The organism is Kitasatospora cathayae (assembly GCF_027627435.1).
GTDB classification, from domain to species: domain Bacteria; phylum Actinomycetota; class Actinomycetes; order Streptomycetales; family Streptomycetaceae; genus Kitasatospora; species Kitasatospora cathayae.
In genome coordinates, this window is sequence record NZ_CP115450.1 from 3,004,191 (window position 1) to 3,020,953 (window position 16,763).

The 16,763-nt window shown below is 73.3% G+C and carries 13 protein-coding genes; 1 reads left to right on the forward strand and 12 read right to left on the reverse strand.

Annotated elements, in window-relative coordinates:
• Window positions 1–100: 100 nt before the first annotated feature.
• The 4 genes from O1G21_RS13290 to O1G21_RS13305 form a co-directional block, all read right to left on the reverse strand.
• On the reverse strand, window positions 101–841 hold the full coding sequence (locus tag O1G21_RS13290; protein ID WP_270143579.1) for a response regulator transcription factor: 741 nt from the start codon (window positions 839–841) through the stop codon (window positions 101–103).
• Entirely contained in the window at window positions 838–1,986 is a 1,149-nt protein-coding gene (locus tag O1G21_RS13295; RefSeq protein WP_270150963.1) for a sensor histidine kinase, read from the reverse strand. Before O1G21_RS13295 ends, O1G21_RS13290 begins: the two co-directional genes overlap by 4 nt.
• 72 nt (window positions 1,987–2,058) lie before the next feature.
• On the reverse strand, window positions 2,059–2,544 hold the full coding sequence (locus O1G21_RS13300; RefSeq protein ID WP_270143580.1) for a DUF1453 domain-containing protein: 486 nt from the start codon (window positions 2,542–2,544) through the stop codon (window positions 2,059–2,061).
• Between the two features lie 157 nt (window positions 2,545–2,701).
• Complete coding sequence (locus O1G21_RS13305) at window positions 2,702–4,813, reverse strand: DNA gyrase/topoisomerase IV subunit B (protein WP_270143582.1); 2,112 nt, start codon at window positions 4,811–4,813, stop codon at window positions 2,702–2,704.
• A gap of 555 nt (window positions 4,814–5,368) precedes the next feature.
• Between O1G21_RS13305 and O1G21_RS13310 the strand changes: the two genes are divergently transcribed.
• Window positions 5,369–5,602: a DUF7455 domain-containing protein gene (locus O1G21_RS13310; RefSeq protein WP_270143583.1), complete on the forward strand. Its 234-nt coding sequence runs from the start codon at window positions 5,369–5,371 to the stop codon at window positions 5,600–5,602.
• Between the two features lie 213 nt (window positions 5,603–5,815).
• Here the strand turns inward: O1G21_RS13310 and O1G21_RS13315 are convergent, their stop codons facing one another.
• The 8 genes from O1G21_RS13315 to O1G21_RS13350 form a co-directional block, all read right to left on the reverse strand.
• Complete coding sequence (locus O1G21_RS13315; RefSeq protein ID WP_333493452.1) at window positions 5,816–6,730, reverse strand: S1 family peptidase; 915 nt, start codon at window positions 6,728–6,730, stop codon at window positions 5,816–5,818.
• Between the two features lie 191 nt (window positions 6,731–6,921).
• Window positions 6,922–8,577 carry an RNA polymerase sigma factor gene (locus O1G21_RS13320; RefSeq protein WP_270143585.1) on the reverse strand — a complete coding sequence of 552 codons (1,656 nt, stop codon included), beginning with the start codon at window positions 8,575–8,577 and terminating at the stop codon, window positions 6,922–6,924.
• Window positions 8,578–9,165: 588 nt separating this feature from the next.
• Window positions 9,166–10,098: a FadR/GntR family transcriptional regulator gene (locus O1G21_RS13325; RefSeq protein ID WP_270143588.1), complete on the reverse strand. Its 933-nt coding sequence runs from the start codon at window positions 10,096–10,098 to the stop codon at window positions 9,166–9,168.
• 253 nt (window positions 10,099–10,351) lie between these two features.
• The gene (locus O1G21_RS13330; protein ID WP_270143590.1) at window positions 10,352–11,257 is read right to left on the reverse strand and encodes a hypothetical protein; all 906 of its coding nucleotides are present in this window, start codon (window positions 11,255–11,257) and stop codon (window positions 10,352–10,354) included.
• A gap of 3 nt (window positions 11,258–11,260) precedes the next feature.
• Complete coding sequence (locus O1G21_RS13335; protein ID WP_270143592.1) at window positions 11,261–12,757, reverse strand: ATP-binding cassette domain-containing protein; 1,497 nt, start codon at window positions 12,755–12,757, stop codon at window positions 11,261–11,263.
• Between the two features lie 144 nt (window positions 12,758–12,901).
• On the reverse strand, window positions 12,902–13,243 hold the full coding sequence (locus O1G21_RS13340; RefSeq protein ID WP_270143594.1) for a hypothetical protein: 342 nt from the start codon (window positions 13,241–13,243) through the stop codon (window positions 12,902–12,904).
• Window positions 13,244–13,421: 178 nt separating this feature from the next.
• Window positions 13,422–14,180: an NUDIX hydrolase gene (locus O1G21_RS13345; protein ID WP_270143596.1), complete on the reverse strand. Its 759-nt coding sequence runs from the start codon at window positions 14,178–14,180 to the stop codon at window positions 13,422–13,424.
• 205 nt (window positions 14,181–14,385) lie between these two features.
• A complete protein-coding gene (locus O1G21_RS13350; protein ID WP_333493555.1) occupies window positions 14,386–16,509 on the reverse strand; it encodes an amylo-alpha-1,6-glucosidase in 2,124 nt (707 codons plus the stop codon).
• Between the last annotated feature and the right edge of the window lie 254 nt (window positions 16,510–16,763).

The following is a 16,763-nucleotide window of genomic DNA, read 5'->3' on the forward strand; positions in this document are numbered from 1 at the left end:
CTGACCCGAACCATCATGGAGGCCGCCGGACACCGTCCCTGACCATCGCAGATACCTTCACTCAATGAGGTGATCGATCATCTGACGGATGCTCATCCGACTACTGCTGCGTTCCGGTGATTCCGTGGCGGAAGGCGTACGCGACCGCCTGCGCGCGGTCCCGCACCGCGGTCTTGGCGAACAGGTTGTTGATGTGCGTCTTCACCGTGGCCTGGCTGACGAACAGTCGCTGGGCGATCTCGGTGTTGGAGAGGCCCTCGGCGATCAGCCCGAGCACCTCGGCCTCCCGCACGGTCAACCCGTCCGGCAGCTCCCCGGCCCGGGCGGCGGGCCGCTCGGCGGCGGTCGGCGCGCTCGAGGCGCTCGACGCGTTCGAGGCGCCCGGCGCGTTCGGCGCGGCCTTCAACGGAGCCTCCGAAAGCCGCTCCAACAATCGGAGTTGGACCTGCGGGGAGAGCCCGGCCGCGCCCGCGCGGACGTCCGCGATGGCCTTGGCGATCTCCTCGCCGCCGACGTCCTTGGTGAGGTAGCCACGTGCCCCGGCCTGCAGCGCCGGGAACAGTGACTCGTCGTCGGCGTAGGTGGTGAGCACCACGACCTCGGTCTCCGGGTGCGCGGCCCGGATCCGCCGGGTCGCCTCGACGCCGTCGACCCTCGGCATCCGCAGGTCCATCAGCACCACGTCCGGGTGATGCCGCTCCACCAGGGCGACGGCCTCCTCCCCGTCCGCCGCCGCGCCCACCACCTCGATGCCGGGCAGCAGCCCCAGCAGCATCACGATGCCCTCGCGCACCACCGTCTGGTCGTCCGCCACCAGCACCCTGGTGACCGCGGAACTCATGCCGGCACCCGCAGCAACACCCGCCACCCTCCGTCCTCCGGGCCCGCCAGCAGGGTGCCGCCGAGCAGTTCCGCGCGTTCGCGCATCCCCAGCAGACCGTACCCGCTGCCGCTGTCGGCCAGTTCACGGGAGGACGACTCACCACAGGACGCCTCTCCCGCGAACTGACCGCGCGACGCCCGGGCGTTGCGCACCTCCAGCTCCACCGCGTCGTCCAGGTACCGCAGTTCGACCGAGCACCGGGCGCCCGGCGCGTGCTTGCGGACGTTGGTCACCGCCTCCTGCGCGGTGCGCCGCACCGCCAGACCGGCCTCGGCGCCCAGCGGCCGGGGTGTACCCGTGACGGTGAACGGGGCCCGTTCCCGCTCGGTCAGTTCCACCAGGAACTCCCCCACCGGCGTGAACTCCCCGCGCAGCGCGGACAGCGCCTGCCGGGTCTCGGCCAGCCCGTCCTGCGCCATCCGCCGTGCGGCGACGACCCGTTCGCGGATCTGCTCGCGGTCCGTCCCGGCGTCCAGCATCAGCCGGGCCGCCTCCAGGTGGACCAGCTGCGCGGAAAGGCTGTGGGCGAGCACGTCGTGGATCTCCCGGGCGATCCTGGCCCGTTCGGCGAGCGCCGCGCTCTCCGCCTCGGCGGCCCGGACGGCACGCTCCTGGACCAGCAGCCGGCGGGCGGTGCCGCGCGCCTCGATGTCCAGCCGCAGCAGGAAGCCGACCAGGAGGGAACCCCCGACCGTGGCGGAGACGCTGAGCCAGCTCGCCGGGGAGGCCGCCGCGTACGAGCCCAGCGCGGCCGCCGCGACCAGCAACGCGGGTGCCGGCGGGACCCTGACCAGCACCGTCACGGCCAGCCCGATCCAGAGGAAGTCGGCCAGCGTGTAGGCCAGTCCCCAGTTGGCGAGCCAGGCGCCTCCGACCAGGGCGGCGGACAGCAGGTACGAGGCCACCGGGCGCTGCTCCCGGGTGACGTGCAGGTACAGCGCGCAGAGTGCCACGGCCGAGGCCAGGCCGGCCACCGCGGCCGCTACCCCCCAGCCCGCGTACTTGCCGCCGGCGAGGGTTCCCCACGCGACGATGACCACCATGACGAACCGGCCGAACACGGTGAGGACCCGTCGCGGCCGGCTCTCGGCCTCGCGCTCCATCCCCTCCCGGGACGGCCAGCGGGTCCAGTACCACCCGGGCAAGGAGTCCTCCTCGGTGCTCACGACGACGGTTCAGTGCAGTACGGCGGTGGCCCGCGAGGGCTCCAGCGTCCGGGCCCTCCAGTTGACCACGAGCGAGCGGACCAGTAGCAGGACCGCCATGCCGAGCATCAGCGAGCTGCCCGCCTGGTGGACGCCGAGGGCCGAGCCGGCCGCGTACAGGCCGATCCGGATGGCGAGCGTCCCGCCCCAGGCGGCCATGGTGGCCTTGGTGCCCTTGACCAGGACGTGGCCGTCGTCGTCCCGCCAGATCCGGACGGTCCAGCCCCAGACCGACCCCATCGCGAGGGTGGTGACCAGTCCGGCGGCGAGCAGGGTGGCCGACAGCGCGGTGTGCTGGTGGTCGATGATCTGCGGATCGCGCAGCGCGATCACGCCCAGGACCAGCGGCAGCACCCAGAAGCGGCGCTCGGTGTCCAGTCGCTTGACGCGCATCTGGCGCCCGACCACCAGGACCACCACCGCGGCGATCACGAGGAGGTTGACGAGGGCAGACATGAGGGGTTCTCCGTCCCGGGGAGAGGCCGTTCACTGACCTCTCCGACGCTACCGATCCGGCGCTCCCCGCTGATCGGATCCGGGGTGGACCCCGGGTGGAACCGGCAGCGCGAGGGCCCTCCACCCACGGGTGGAGGGCCCTCGTCGTCCGGGTGCGTCAGGCGTCGATGCGGGAGCGGTCCAGGGTGGCCGCCGAGTCCACGATGAACTCCTTGCGCGGGGCGACGTCGTTGCCCATCAGCAGGTCGAAGATCCTCTCGGCCTGCTCCAGGTCGCCCAGGTTGATCCGGCGCAGGGTGCGGTGGCGCGGGTCCATGGTGGTCTCGGCCAGCTGGTCGGCGTCCATCTCGCCCAGACCCTTGTACCGCTGCACCGGCTCCTTCCAGCGCTGCCCCTTGCGCTGGAACTCCAGCAGGGTGGAGCGCAGTTCGGCGTCGGAGTAGGTGTAGTGGTACTTCTCCTGGCCGCGCTTGGGGTTGGTGAGCTCGATCCGGTGCAGCGGCGGGACGGCGGCGAAGACCCGGCCCTGCTCGACCATCGGCCGCATGTAGCGGTGGAAGAGGGTCAGCAGCAGGGTGCGGATGTGCGAGCCGTCGACGTCGGCGTCGGCCATGAAGATGACCCGGCCGTAACGGGCCTGGTCGATGTCGAAGGTGCGGCCCGAGCCGGCCCCTATCACCTGGATGATCGCGGCGCACTCGGCGTTCTTGAGCATGTCGCTCACCGAGGCCTTCTGGACGTTGAGGATCTTGCCGCGGATCGGCAGCAGCGCCTGGAACTCGGAGTTGCGGGCGAGCTTGGCGGTGCCGAGCGCGGAGTCCCCCTCGACGATGAACAGTTCGCTGCGGTCGACGTCGTCGCTGCGGCAGTCGGCCAGCTTGGCGGGCAGCGAGCTGGTCTCCAGCGCGGTCTTGCGGCGCTGGGCCTCCTTGTGCTGACGGGCGGCGACCCGGGTGCGGGCGGCGGCGACGACCTTCTCCAGTACGGCCCGGGCCTGCTGCTTCTGGTCCTTCTTGGCCGAGGTGAGGAAGGCCTTGAGCTCCTTGGCGACGACGGCCGCGACGATCCGGTTGGCCGCCGAGGTGCCGAGCACCTCCTTGGTCTGGCCCTCGAACTGCGGCTCGGCGAGCCGGACGGTGACCACGGCGGTGAGGCCCTCGGTGGCGTCGTCCTTGGTGATGTCGTCCTCGGCGACGCGCAGCAGCTTGCTGGCGCGCAGTACCTCGTTGACGGTCTTGGCCAGCGAGCGCTCGAAGCCGGTGACGTGGGTGCCGCCCTTGGGGGTGGCGATGATGTTGACGAAGGAGCGCAGGGTGGTGTCGTAGCCGGTGCCCCAGCGCAGCGCGATGTCCACGCCGAGGTGGCGGGTGACCTCGGTGGGGGTCATGTGGCCGAGCTCGTCCAGGACCGGCACGGTCTCCTTGAAGGTGCCCTCGCCGCGCAGCCGCAGCACGTCGCTGACCGGCTTGTCGGGGGCGAGGAACTCGCAGAACTCGGCGATGCCGCCGTCGTAGTGGAAGACCGACTCCTCGATCTGCTCGCTCTCCACGAGCCGTTCGTCACGCACGACGATGGTCAGGCCGGGGACGAGGAAGGCGGTCTGCCGGGCGCGGTTGTGCAGGTGCTCCAGGGAGAGCTTGGCGTCCTTGAGGAAGATCTGCCGGTCGGCCCAGTACCGGATCCGGGTGCCGGTGCGGGTCTTGGGCACCTTGCGGGTCCTGGTGAGGCCGTTGGCGGGCTCGAAGGGCGCGTCCGGGCTGGCCTCGGTGAAGATGCCGGGGGTGCCGCGGCGGAAGCTGATCGCGTGGGTGTGGCCGCTGCGGTCGACCTCGACGTCCAGCCGGGCGGAGAGCGCGTTCACGACCGAGGCGCCGACGCCGTGCAGACCGCCGGAGGCGGCGTACGAGCCGCCGCCGAACTTGCCGCCCGCGTGCAGCTTGGTCATCACGACCTCGACGCCGGACAATCCGGTCTTGGGCTCGACGTCGACCGGGATGCCACGGCCGTTGTCGCGGACCTCGACCGAGGAGTCCGGGTGCAGCAGGACCTCGATGCGGTCGCAGTAGCCGCCCAGCGCCTCGTCGACCGAGTTGTCGATGATCTCCCAGAGGCAGTGCATCAGGCCGCGGCTGTCGGTCGAGCCGATGTACATGCCGGGGCGCTTGCGGACGGCCTCCAGGCCCTCCAGGACGAGCAGGTGCCGCGCGGTGTAGTTGGAACCGTCGTCGCCGGCCAGCAGCGCGGACGGCACGGTCGTTTCGGCACTCACGCGGCACTCTCCTCGGTGAAGTTCTGTCTCAGGTGAAGTTCTGTCTCATCGGTCACATCCGGACGCATCCGGACCGTCCGCCAGTGCAGCACACCGCACCGACAGCCGTCGCTCCCTGTGCCCGCACCCCTGCGGCGGGTGCACAGCACGGCGGGCCGGCCCGGCGCAGCTTGTACGCGCTGCGCGAACAAGGACCGCATCCGGGTGTGGGTCCCGGGGGCGCCATCTCCTCCCGGTACCACCGGTCCTGGCGGATCGTGGGGTCCGGTACAGGCTCCGGAACTGCCGTTATGCAGGCTACCGGGGCTCGGGACGGGGCTTATGCTCCAACCCGGCAGAGGATTATGCTACGCGGACCTCGAACCCCGCCCCGATCGGACGTTCGAGCGATGGGTGGCTCCCGGGATCCGGCACGCATGAACCACCGGTGCCCGGGGCACGTCCTCATCAACACAGCAGAATCCTCAGAGAAGAAAAGCCACGAGCGGGAACGTTTTCGGCCTGGTTGGATGTTGAGCCTGGTACGACAGCTCGTCGAGCTAGAGAAGAGGCGACGTGACTACTGTTCTGACACCTGCGAGCCCGCTCACCGCGGCTGACCGCTGCGACCGCTGCGGCGCCCAGGCCTACCTGCGCGTCGTACTCGCCAGCGGCGGAGAGCTGCTCTTCTGCGCCCACCACGGCCGGAAGTTCGAGCCCGAGCTCAAGAAGATCGCCGTGGAGATACAGGACGAGAGCGGCCGTCTCACCACCAGCACCACCGCGACGGCCGCCGACGACGAGCGCTGATCACAGGCGCCCCACCGGCCGGCGACGAGCTGTGTCCGGTCGCGCACCACGCGCGACCGGGGAGCCGGGTGGTCGACCCCGTCGAGGGTCGGCCACCCGGCTCCGCTGTTCTCCGGACGGTTCTCCCACGTTCGCCCGGCCCGGGCGCGGCGGCGACCACCGGGAACCGAAGCGACGTCAGAACGTCATGACGCCATCACCCACGGCGATGGTTCAGAGCGCCGAGTGCACCGCGTCCGTGACCGAGGACATCCGGGTGTAGACACCCGGGTGGGCAGCCTCGGCGCAGCCCGTCCCCCAGGACACCAGTCCGGCCAGCCGTCCGGCCACGATCAGCGGGCCACCGCTGTCGCCCTGGCAGGCGTCCTTGCCGCCCTTCTCCTCGCCCGCGCAGACCATGCCCCGGGCGTCGAACTTGCCGTCCGGCCCGCCGGGGTAGGCGTGCGCACAGGTCTGGTCCGGGACGATCGGCACGTCCACCCCGCGCAGCACCGGCGAGTAGTCACCCCGCCCGCTGGTGTCGCCCCAGCCGTAGACCTGGGCCCTCGTCCCCGCCGCGTACGGTCCGCTCTCGCCCTGGCCGACCAGCTCGACCACCGGCCGGGAGCCCTGGGACTCGGCGAGCGTGAGTACCGCCACGTCGTTCATGTTCGCGGCGAAGTCGTAGTCGGGGTGGATCCAGATCCGCTGGACGGCCACCTCTCGGCCGGCTGAGCCGCGCATGTCGTCCCGGCCGACGATCACCTTCAGGCCGGGCCGGTCCACCCGGCCCTTGGCCTCGTCGTAGAAGCAGTGCGCGGCCGTCACCACCTTCGTCGGGGTGACCAGCGCGCCGCCGCAGAACTGGCCGGAGCGTCCGCTGCCGAACTGCTGGCGGCTGGCCAGCGCCACGATCCAGGGGTGGTCGACGGTGCTCACGCTGCCCCCACCGACAACCCTGCGCTGCGCCTCGGCCGGGCCGGCCGTGCCGAGGGCGACCAGCGGGACGGCGGCGAGCAGCGCCAGCAGGGCGCCCCGACGCCGGAGGCGGCCCCGACGGGCCGTGCGCGGAACGGTGGCCCGGGCGGTCGGGGCGGCCCGGCACGGGGCGGGGGTCGGCAGGTCGGCTCGGTCCGGGTCGGTCAGCACCGTGACTCCACAAGGCTCGGCAGCAGGCAACCGGCAAAGCGTAGGCGAGCAACTACACTGCGCGACCACTTCCCGGTGCGCCGCCACCCGGACGAGCGACAAGCGCCACCCAGACGCTGACGCACCGCCCCCGAACGGCCCGAAGGCCCGGAACCGTGCGGTTCCGGGCCTTCGTCGCGTACTGCCGTCGATCAGTCCAGGTAGTCGCGGAGCACCTGGGAGCGCGACGGGTGGCGCAACTTCGACATGGTCTTCGACTCGATCTGGCGGATGCGCTCACGGGTGACCCCGTACACCTTGCCGATCTCGTCGAGGGTCTTCGGCTGACCGTCCGTCAGGCCGAAGCGCATCGAGACCACGCCGGCCTCGCGCTCGGACAGGGTGTCCAGCACCGAGTGCAGCTGCTCCTGGAGCAGGGTGAAGGAGACCGCGTCGGCCGGGACGACCGCCTCGGAGTCCTCGATCAGGTCACCGAACTCGCTGTCGCCGTCCTCGCCCAGCGGGGTGTGCAGCGAGATCGGCTCGCGGCCGTACTTCTGGACCTCGATGACCTTCTCGGGGGTCATGTCGAGTTCCTTGGCCAGCTCCTCCGGGGTGGGCTCGCGACCCAGGTCCTGGAGCATCTGGCGCTGGACGCGGGCCAGCTTGTTGATGACCTCGACCATGTGCACCGGGATGCGGATGGTGCGGGCCTGGTCGGCCATGGCGCGGGTGATCGCCTGGCGGATCCACCAGGTGGCGTAGGTCGAGAACTTGTAGCCCTTGGTGTAGTCGAACTTCTCGACCGCACGGATCAGACCGAGGTTGCCCTCCTGGATCAGGTCCAGGAACAGCATGCCGCGGCCGGTGTAGCGCTTGGCCAGCGAGACCACCAGACGGAGGTTGGCCTCCAGCAGGTGGTTCTTGGCCCGGCGGCCGTCCTCGGCGATGATCTCCAGCTCGCGCTTGAGCTTGGGGGCGAGCTTGTCGGCGGCCGAGAGCTTGTCCTCGGCGAACAGGCCGGCCTCGATGCGCTTGGCGAGCTCGACCTCCTGCTCGGCGTTGAGCAGCGGGACCTTGCCGATCTGCTTCAGGTAGTCCTTGACCGGGTCGGCGGTGGCACCGGCGACGGCGACCTGCTGGGCCGGCGCGTCGTCCTCGTCGTCATCGGAGAGGACGAAGCCCTCCGACTCCTCCTCCGGGCCCGCCTCGGCCTCGGCCTTGTCGCCGGGCAGCGCGACGTCCTCGAGCAGCTCCTCGTCGCCGAGCAGCTCCTCGTCGCCGCCCTTGGCGGCCTTGGCGGTGGTGGTCTTCTTGGCGGCGGCCTTCTTGGCCGGCGCGGCGGTCTTCTTGGCCGCGGCCTTCTTGGCCGGGGCGGCCTTCTTCGCCGCGACCGACTTCACCTCGGTGACGACGCCGGCCGTCTCCTCGACGGTGATGTCCGCGGACACGATGGGGGCGGGCGCCGCGGCGGCGGCCGCGACGGCCGGAGCCGCGACAGGAGCGCCGGGGGCGATCCGCACGGGCGGCTTGGTCGGGGCCGACGGAGCGGCCGGGGTCCGGGTGGTGACAGCCTTGGTGGCGGTGCGCTTGGTGGGGCTCTTGGCAGCAACGCTCTTGCGCTTGGCGCCGGCCGGTTCGGCCGCGCTGACCATGAGGTCCACCCCCTCCTCAATCAGCACCTGGTTGAGGCTGCGCATGACGTTCTTCCACTTGGTGACCGGGATCTGGTCCGCCTCGAACGCCTGGCGCACGTCGTCACCGGCGATCTGCCCCTGGGCCTTGCCCCGCTCGATGAGCGCCAGCAGAGCCGCGGACTCGGCGATCTCGGGGGGAAGCGAACGGGATGTGCTGGCCGACACGAACAACCTCTCGGACGATGAGTGGACTCGAACCCGTACCGGCCGCCCGAGCGGGCGGGGAAGGAGATCGCGCGTCGGACGCGCGGTGTCGATTCCGACCGACTCGGGCTTGAGGACTGGGTTTGCAGGACGGCAGCAGCGCCGCGGACCAACACAGCATTCTGACATGTTGGAGTATTCCGGAGCTGCTTCCGCTCAGGACACATCGCTGCTACTCGTCAAGTGTTACGCATGGCCTTCGTGTCGCGGGTCACACCGCTCGGCGCCCGCGGCCACGGGGCCGGGATCCATCATCGCGCACTCGCGGCGGAGTCGGTTGTCATGAGCGGGTCGGCCTGTTCGGGGTGACTGCTCCGGGCGGTGCCGCGGGGCGCGGCTCCGCTTCGTGGCGTCGCCGATTCGTGGCTCCACCTCTTCGCGGCGTCCACCGCTTCGTGGCTCAACTCGCCGGCGCTGCCTCGCTGCCGCCGTCGGCCGGGGCCCCCGGGCGGTCGCCGCTGTGCGGAGGCCCTCCGGCTGCGCCGCGCGGTGCGACCGGAGGGCCCTTGTGGAACGGACCGCGCCCCGCGCGCCCGCTCGCCGAGAACAGCCCGCTCAGTGCTCCCGGGGCGCGGGGACGGAGGGCTCCAGCTCGGGGTGAACGGTGAGCAGCGCCCGCATCGCGGCCTCGCCCGCGGTGCCGTCGCCGGCACCCAGCGCGTCCACCAGCCGGGCGTGGAGGCTGACCGAGGACTCGGAGGGCCGCTCGCAGGAGATCGCCGGACCGCCCGAGACCTGCAGCGCGCAGGAGACGATCCCGGACAGGTGCTCCAGCATCCGGTTGCCGGCCATCTGCAGGACCAGCCCGTGCAGCTCGGCGTCGGCCCGGGTGTAGGTGGACAGGTCGGCCTGGGCGGCGGCGTGGCCCATGATCTCGACCAGCTCGACCAGCCGCTGCTGGACGTCCTCCCGGCCGTGGCCGGCCGCGAGGCGGGCGGCCAGCGGCTCGATCGCCCAGCGGAGCTCGAACAGCTCCCTGCGCTGTTCGTCCCGCTGCGGACCGAAGGCGCGCCATTCGATGATGTCCGGGTCCAGCAGGTTCCAGTCGCCGACCGGGCGGACCCGGGTGCCGACGTTCGGGCGGGCGCTGACCAGGCCCTTGGCCTCCAGCACGCGCAGCGACTCGCGGACGACGGTCCGGGACACCTCGAACCGCTGGCCGATCTCCTCGGGCACGAGCGGACGGTCGGCGCCCAGGTCGCCGGAGACGATCATCTGGCCGAGCTGCTGGACCAGCTGACCGTGCAGACCGCGCCCGCGGCTGCTGGTGGTCTTGCGGCCGACCCGGCCGATGTCGGACTCGGCGCCCTCCCAGCGGGGCGCCGGCGGGGTCGGCCGGTCGGCGTACGAGAAGCGGTCCGGATCGCCGGGGCCGTGGATCGGCCCTTCGGCGGAACGGGCGGGGGTCATGGTGGGGTGCGCAAGGGTACTCACGCCTCCTTTGTCGGCGATCGGCAGGCGCAGCTTGAGAATTCTCGTGAAAAGCACACGAAAGGGTGATCGACCGTGACTGGATAATTGACTTCATATCAGGAAGAACCGCCCAATACGGTCGTCACTGGTCGATCTTGGTGCTTCGAAGCGGGCACGCGGTCCGGGCGGCGGGCCGAGGAACACGCCACGGCGGGCGCTGGAACGCACGGCAGGGGCCCGGCGCGAGACGCGGCGGGCCCCTGCACGAGTGACGGCGGGTCCGGTCGGAGCGGGAGGTAGGAGAAAGCGGCGCCGGACCTGGACGGGTCTAGAGCGAGCGGCGCCGGACCTGGAGGAGCAGGGCGGCCAGCAGCAGGGCCGCCGCGGGGGCCGCGACCGCCGCCAGCAGCGCCGGGTCAGTCAACGCCGCGCTCCCGGCTGCCGCCTCACGGGCTCCGCCGTACACCCAGCCGTAGGCCCACTCGATGCCGGACTGGAAGGGCAGCAGCTCCGCCGCCCTGGTCGGCCAGGGACGGCCGGTCCGGCGCAGCAGCAGGGCGACGCCCGACTCCAGCAGCGGCGGCAGCGCACACAGCAGGAGCACCCCGGTGGCGGCGCTGCGGGTCAGCGAGGCGGTCAGCACACCGGTCCAGGCGGCCACCACGGTCAGCAGGACGAAGGCCAGCAGCGCGGCCGGCACGCCGTGCCCCAGCACCAGCGCCAACGGGGCGAAGACGCCCGGCAGGTCGGCCGGAACACTCAGCCCGACGGCGCCCAGCGCCTCGGACACCCGGTCGGACAGCGCGCCGGAGTCCGACCAGGCCGCCACCGTCACCCCGTCCGGCAGCGCGAGGTGCACGACCACCGTGTCGACCAGCAGGGTGCCCAGCGCCAGCAGCGCCGCCACCGGGCCGACCAGCAACAGCTTGGCCAGCAGCAGGCGCACCCGGCGCGAGTACGTCACCTGGGAGGCCGCGAGCCCCGGGTGACGCACCTCGTGCCCGTACGAGAGCGCGCCCAGCGCTCCGGCCCCGAGGGCCGCGAAGGGCAGCGGGATCAGCGGGATGGCGGCGGTCAGCAGCCGCACCCCGGCCGGAGCGGCCAGCGGACCGGCCGGGGCCTGGCTCGCCAGGAGAGCGGCCACGACGGCGTCGCAGAGCAGGACGGCGGCGAGCAGCAACCAGGTGGAACGCAGGCCGCGCAGGCGGCGCAGCTCGTAGGCCAGGACACGCACGGTTCACTCGCTCCGGTGGTCGTCGGGGGTGGCGGGGGCCTTGCTGGTGGTGACCCGGCCGAGGCGGACGGTGTCGTCGGTGAGCAGGTCGGCAGCGCTCTCGCGGTGGCGCGGAGGCTCGGGCTCGGTACGAACGGGGTCGATGCGGACGGGATCGGTGCCGACGGGGTCGGCGGCCGCGGTGGGGCGGGCGCCGGGGGTCAGCTGGTTGCGGAAGAGCCGGTCGACAGCGACGGCGGGGGCGGCGGAGGTAGGGGCGGGCTCCGCCTGCGAGGTGGTGGCCGCGGCAAGGGCGGGCAGGGCTGCCCTCACGGTGGCGACCGGCAGCGCGCGGGTGGGCCGGACCGCCGCGCGGTCCCGGGGGCGGCCCTTCGCGGCGGGCTCGGGGACGGTGAATTCGGGGACGGTGGGTTCGGGGAGGGTCGCTTGGCGGCCCGGTTCGGGGCTCGGCTCGGGGCTCGACGCCGGGCTCGGCTGCGCGGCCTCGGGGGGCGACTCGTGGGCAGGCTCGTGGGCCCGCTCAGGGGCCGGATCGTGGGCCGGACCGTGGGCCGACTCGGATCCCGGCTTGAGGCGGAGGCGGCCGGAGCGTCCGGAGGCGGCCGGCACGGCGGCCCGGGGCGCCGGCTGCTCGACCACCCGGTCGGCGAGTTCGTGCAGCAGGATCCCGTGGCGGTAGGCGAGTTCACCGATCTCGGTGCGGTCGATGCCCGCCACCGCGAGACCCGCGCCGCCGTCCGGGCGCACCTCGGCGCCCTGGCTGACCAACAGGTCGGACAGCCGGGTCATCTGCGGCCCCCGGACGGCCACTTCGGGGCTGAGCCTGGTCCGGCAGAACTCCGCGACCGGCTGGTCGGCCACCAGAAGGCCGCGGTCCAGAGTGACCACCCGGTCCGCGAGCTGCGCCGCCTCCCGCGGGGTGCGGGTGGTCACCAACACCGTTCCGCCCGCGACGGCGAAGGAGCGCAGGAAGGAATGGAACCACTCGACGTTGCGCGGGGACAGGCCCTCGGTGGGCGCGTCCAGCAGCAGCGTGCCGGGATCGCCGAGCAGCGCGGCGGCCAGCGAGAGCCGGCGGTGCATGCCCGGCGAGAAGGTGCGCAGCCGCTGCTCGGCGACGGCGGCCAGCCGGGTCTGCTCCAGCAGCTCGTCGGCCCGCCGTACGGGGACGCCGACGGCTGCGGCAAGCATTCGCAGGTGACCGCGCGCCTTGCGCCCCGGGTTCCCGGCCACCGCCGCGACGCCCTCCCCCGGCCCGGGCAGCAGCACACCGACCTCGCGCTCGGGGCGGCGGATCCGGCGGTAGGGGCGGCCGTCGAAGAGTGTGACGCCCTGGCCGCGTTCGAGTTCGAGCATCAGCCGCAGCGCGGTGGACTTGCCGGCCCCCTCGTCACCGAGCAGCACGGTCACCATGCCCGGCCGGGCGTCGAAGGTCAGATCGAGCACGGCGGGCGGTGCGCCCTTGCGATGGATCTTGGTCAGTCCGGTGATCTGGATCATCGCTGGCTACTCCCATGCCCTCGGCCGACCTGCTCGACGCCAGCACATTAGGGGTCAGCACCGCCGATTCCGGGCATTATCGAACCGCCACGGGCCCAACGCCCGCCCACCTCACCCGATCAGGGGACAATCCGATCCTGCGATTCACGGGGCGGGCGCACTCCGGAGGCGGTCGGGCCTCCGGTCGGAGGCCGGAGGCGCGGTCTGGAGGAATGCCGCGGCACCCGGCGGCAGCGGCTGACCGACGCACTCTCCCTGGAACTCCTCGACGGCGGCCTTGCCCTCGGCGGCGATCACGGCCAGCTGTTCCTCCTCGGCGCTCAGCGTCTCCTGCACGGAGGCGATCGTGGCCGGGTCTGCGTGCGCGGCCTTCAGGGCGGCCAGCTGCTTCTCGGTTCCGGTGACGGTCGCGCTGAGGTTCTTGAACTCCGCCACCTGGCGCTCGATGAGGTCTCGCTGTCTGGCACAGTCGTTGTCGGTGGTCATCGCGGCTCCCAGGTCCCAAGGCCTTCGGCCCGGTGACCGAAGCGTCCAACGTCACTGTGCGCCGGTGCCACCGCGTCGGCCTCCGGGCCGGGGCCGTTCGGCCGCCGCGGGCGTAGGCGGGTCCGGGGCCTGGCGGGCCTGGCGGAGGCGGGTGCGGGCGGAACCGGGGCCGGAGCGCTCAGGAGTCGGGGCGGAGCATGGGCGGGTTGAGGACGGTCGCGCCTCCGGCGGTGAAGAGCTGGGCCGGGCGACCGCCCTGTCGGGTGGTCGTGCCACCGGAGGGGAGGAGGAACCCGGGGGTGCCGGTCACCTTGCGGTGGAAGTTGCGCGGGTCGAGGGCGACGCCCCAGACGGCCTCGTAAACGCGGCGCAGCTCGCCCACGGTGAACTCGGTCGGGCAGAAGGCGGTGGCCAGGGAGGAGTACTCGATCTTGGAACGGGCGCGTTCCACACCGTCGGCGAGGATCAGACCGTGGTCGAAGGCGAGCGGGACTCCGTCGGCCGGGCTCTCGCCGAGCAGCTCGCTGACCGGGGCCCAACGGGCGCTGCTGGCGTCGCCGCCGGCCCGGGGGGTCGGGAGGTCGGGGGCGAGCACCAGGTAGGCGACGCTGACCACGCGCATCCGGGGGTCGCGCTGCGGGTGGCCGTAGGTGGCGAGCTGCTCCAGGTGGGCACCGGCCGCTCCGGGGCCGACCGCCTCGTGGCCGGGTGCGGAGTGGGCGCGCAGGCCGGTCTCCTCGGCCAGCTCGCGGGAGGCCGCTTCGGCCAGGCCCTCGTCCGGGCGGACGAAGCCGCCGGGCAGTGCCCAGTACCCCTGGAAGGGCGGTTCGCCGCGTCTGACCAGCAGGGCGCAGAGCGAGTGGTCGCGCACCGTCAGAACCACCAGGTCAACCGTGACAGCGAACGGGGGGAAGGCCGACGGATCGTAGCGCGACATGGCGACGATCATAGTCGTCTCTTTGACGATAAGCACAGGCCCGTACACGGAGCGCGCAGCACCGGTGACCGTGGCCGCCCGGCACGGTTCGCGCACGGGCAGCCACGGACCCGGCGGCGCGCTGACGGAGCGGCGCGCTGACGGGGGCACCGGCAAGCCGGGGTGCCGCGGGCCCGGTGCGGCGGATGCTGCCGGGCCCCCAGTGTCAGTGGGCGACCAGTTGCAGCTCCGTGGAGGCCTCCTCGACCATCGCCACCCCGATCCGGCTCACCCGCACCGAGAAGGGCTCGCCCGCCACCCGCAGGCCGGTCAGTTCGAGTTCGCCGAGCGGGGCGGTGCTGGCCGGGCGGACCAGGACGCGGCCGCCCGGGACGTCGGGCCGGACTCCGGCGAGCGCGAACACGGCGTGAACGGCTCCGGCCGCGGAGACCGCCGCCGGGCGGCAGGCGGCGGGGTGCGGTACCGGTGGGCAGCCGGGGGTGCGCTGTTCCCCGGCGTACATCTCGGGCAGCCGTCCCTCGAAGTGGGCGGAGGCGGCGAGCAGGCCCTCCAGCAGGGTGCCGGCCTCGTTCTCGTGGCCGGCCTCGGAGAGTCCGGCGATCGCCAGCGCCGTCTCGTGGATCCGCACCGCGCCGCCGCGGTGGCCCAGGGGGTTGAAGCGGGGGGACTTGACGCTGAGCGTCCGCAGCCCCCAGCCGCTGTCCAGTTCGGGCGCGACCAGGCGCTGGGCGAACAACCGGGTCTGTTCGCGATCCAGCAGGCTCTCGTGTCGGCCGCCGTCGGCGGCGAGCCCGGTGTCGAGCAGGTGCACCAGGGAGGAGGCGACGGCTGGCAGCGGCTGGCCGCCCGGGGCCAGTCCGGCGGCGGGGCGGCCGCCCGAGAGGTCGTCGATCCAGAACTGCCGGCGGAAGCGCCCGCGCAGCTCCGCGGCCCAACTCCGCCATTCCCCGGCGCCCGGCCTGGCGAAGGCCTCCAGGAGTTCGGCGCCGTGCAGCGCGGCGCGGTGGGCCTGTGCCTGGACCTCGGCGCGGGCGGCCACCGGCTGGGCGGCCCGGTCCTCCGCCGGACGGCTCAGATCGGTGACGAAGCCGTCGACCAGGCCTTCGCGCAGCGCGGCCAGGGCTCGTTCCGCGGCTGGGAGCAGCTCGGCGACCTCCGCCCGGGGCAGGCCCCAACGCCAGGCCTCGGCCAGCACGGTGACGAAAAGCAGGGTGGCCTCGGTGGCCGTGCAGGTGGGCGGCAGTTCGGGGCCGCCGTGCCGCAGCGCGCCGGGCAGCAGGCCCTCGGTGCGGCCCGGGGCGGGGGTGAGCTGCTGGCGGCGGACCAGCGCGCGCAGGGTGCCGGCCGCGAGCCGGGTGCCGAGCGGGAGGGTCAGCCGGGCCGCCCAGAGCGCGTCGGCCGGGGCGAGACCGAAACGCCAGGGCGCGCCGGAGGCCGGGTAGAGGTCGGTCGGGCGATCCGGGTCGGCGAACAGCAGGCCGCCGAGGGCGTCCAGGGAGCGGTCGACCAGCAGCGCGGCGCGCGGGTCGTCGCTGCGCACCTCCGGTTCGGCCCAGGGCAGCGGGACGCCCGTGCCGCGCCCGCCGGGCGGGCGCGGACCGCCGGGAGCGCTCTCGAGTTCGGCGCGCAGTTCGACCGACCAACGGGCGCCGGGCTGGACCTCCAGGTCCCAGCGGAGCACCCCGGCTCCGGCCAGGACGGCGTGCGGGGAGGGCTTGGCGCTGACCACGGCACTGTGCACCGGGCCGGACCAGCGCAACCCGGCGGACTGCACCTGGCCGGGCAGGTCGGGCGGGCGGTGTCCGGCGGCGATCTCGGCGACCGGGCCGAGGTCGGTGCCGAGGGCGATCTCCAGTGGAAGCCGGGCCGGCCGGGCGCCGGTGTTGCGCACGGTGACGGTCTCCACGCCGTCCGCGTGGCGCAGCCGCTCGACCGTGAGCGCCGGATCCGGGTCGAGGTCGCCAGGGACGCGGACGGCGCCGAGGAAGCGGGCCTGGGCGGCGCTGGTCAGGGTGCCCTGGAGCGGTAGCGGCTCCATGCCGCCCAGCCGCAGTTCCATCCGGGCCAGCACCCGGACGCCGTTGCGGTAGAAGCCGTGCAGGCCGTGGCCGCGCAGCTGGCCGTCCGGGCCGGAGGCGGCCATCGCGGGGGCGTTGACGCAGAGCAGGGCGTGGTGGGCGGCCGGGGGCTGGGGGCGCGGCGGGGCCATGGGCCGTCCGGGGCCGGCGGGGGCGCCCGCCGGCCCGGACGCCGGCCCCTGATCGGTACGGCTGACCGGTCTGGGCGCGCCGACCACGCTCTCGGCCGGCATGGCCTGCAGTGGCCTCATGGCGGTCACCGGACTCTCCTCCCCTCGGCGGTCCGGCGGCCGGTGAGGCCGGTGGGCCGCGAGCATGCTCGTTCGCGTGCTGATGGTGCCTGGCCGGCGGGACTCGCCCCGTCAGCGGGTGTGCCGTGTCTGGCCGTACCCGGTGGTGGGCCGTGCCATGCGGCGCGCCGGTACCGGGCCGGTACCGGCGCGCCGCGCCTCTCGTGTCGGGCACGTCATCGTGCCCGACACCTCGTCAGGTCCGGCGCCCCGGC

Excerpts from the sequence above, each read along its gene's own strand:
- O1G21_RS13290 (WP_270143579.1), bottom strand. The coding sequence starts at position 841 with ATGAGTTCCGCGGTCACCAGGGTGCTGGTGGCGGACGACCAGACGGTG.
- O1G21_RS13295 (WP_270150963.1), bottom strand. The coding sequence starts at position 1,986 with ATGGAGCGCGAGGCCGAGAGCCGGCCGCGACGGGTCCTCACCGTGTTC.
- O1G21_RS13300 (WP_270143580.1), bottom strand. The coding sequence starts at position 2,544 with ATGTCTGCCCTCGTCAACCTCCTCGTGATCGCCGCGGTGGTGGTCCTG.
- O1G21_RS13335 (WP_270143592.1), bottom strand. The coding sequence starts at position 12,757 with ATGATCCAGATCACCGGACTGACCAAGATCCATCGCAAGGGCGCACCG.
- O1G21_RS13340 (WP_270143594.1), bottom strand. The coding sequence starts at position 13,243 with ATGACCACCGACAACGACTGTGCCAGACAGCGAGACCTCATCGAGCGC.
- O1G21_RS13345 (WP_270143596.1), bottom strand. The coding sequence starts at position 14,180 with ATGTCGCGCTACGATCCGTCGGCCTTCCCCCCGTTCGCTGTCACGGTT.
- O1G21_RS13350 (WP_333493555.1), bottom strand. The coding sequence starts at position 16,509 with ATGAGGCCACTGCAGGCCATGCCGGCCGAGAGCGTGGTCGGCGCGCCC.